Consider the following 804-nt stretch of genomic DNA (forward strand, 5'->3'; position numbering starts at 1 on the left):
GGGCAACTAATTTTATTAAAGCTGTTACTCGTCAGCGCGATGCTGTTACTAGGTGCATGGCATAAGCTTTTTTTAGTCCCGCAAATCACTCAACAACACCATATAAGTATATTAAAACGCTCGATCACTGTTGAAATATTAATTGCCCTATTTGTACTTATTACAACAAGTGTATTTACAACACTTGTTGGTCCGCCTATTTAACGATTAATAAAAAAGGAAAATGTATGTTAATTAAATCCTCTAATTTAAAAATTTTATTGCTACTAATTTTTAGCGCTGTTAGTTCTTTTGCTGTGAACGCACACACCCATGAAGAGCACACAAAAAAAGGCTGGGTCTTTGTTAATGTTGATAGCGAAGCTGCAAAGGCAGTTAGCTTATTTCATGCATCCCTAAAACAAGGCGATGCCAAAGGTGCCCGTAAATTACTGGCCGACGATGTCGTCATTTTTGAAGGCGGAATTGTTGAGCGTTCTGCAGATGTATACGCGAACCATCATATGATAGCGGATATGAAATTCTTAAGTGCAGTTGATAGTGAACTGCTAGAGCATCAAGTTCACACAAATGGAGACATAGCTTACTCAATTTCAAGAAGTAAAACTCAAGGAAAGTATAAAGGGAAAGATATTAAGTCTACGGGAATGGAATCAATCACATTAAAAAACACCGATAAAGGTTGGAAAATCACTCATATTCACTGGTCTAATTAAGGAGTTAACAATGCGAGTAATCTACATTACCTCAGCGTTTTTTTTATCATTAACTATGTCATTTTCGGCAATGAGTATCGAAAAACAG

Annotated in this window: 2 protein-coding genes; both read left to right on the plus strand. The window is 36.3% G+C overall.

Annotation, left to right across the window (positions count from 1 at the left end; genetic code table 11):
- A partial coding sequence (locus H5157_RS20600; protein WP_182725416.1) for a CopD family protein occupies positions 1-204 on the plus strand: 204 nt, incomplete at its 5' end.
- Between the two features lie 23 nt (positions 205-227).
- On the plus strand, positions 228-716 hold the full coding sequence (locus H5157_RS20605; RefSeq protein WP_002963057.1) for a DUF4440 domain-containing protein: 489 nt from the start codon (positions 228-230) through the stop codon (positions 714-716).
- Positions 717-804 lie beyond the last annotated feature (88 nt).

The sequence above is a fragment of the Pseudoalteromonas sp. SG43-3 genome, assembly GCF_014164385.1.
Taxonomy (GTDB): domain Bacteria; phylum Pseudomonadota; class Gammaproteobacteria; order Enterobacterales; family Alteromonadaceae; genus Pseudoalteromonas; species Pseudoalteromonas distincta.

Excerpts from the sequence above, each read along its gene's own strand:
- H5157_RS20605 (WP_002963057.1), top strand. The coding sequence starts at position 228 with ATGTTAATTAAATCCTCTAATTTAAAAATTTTATTGCTACTAATTTTT.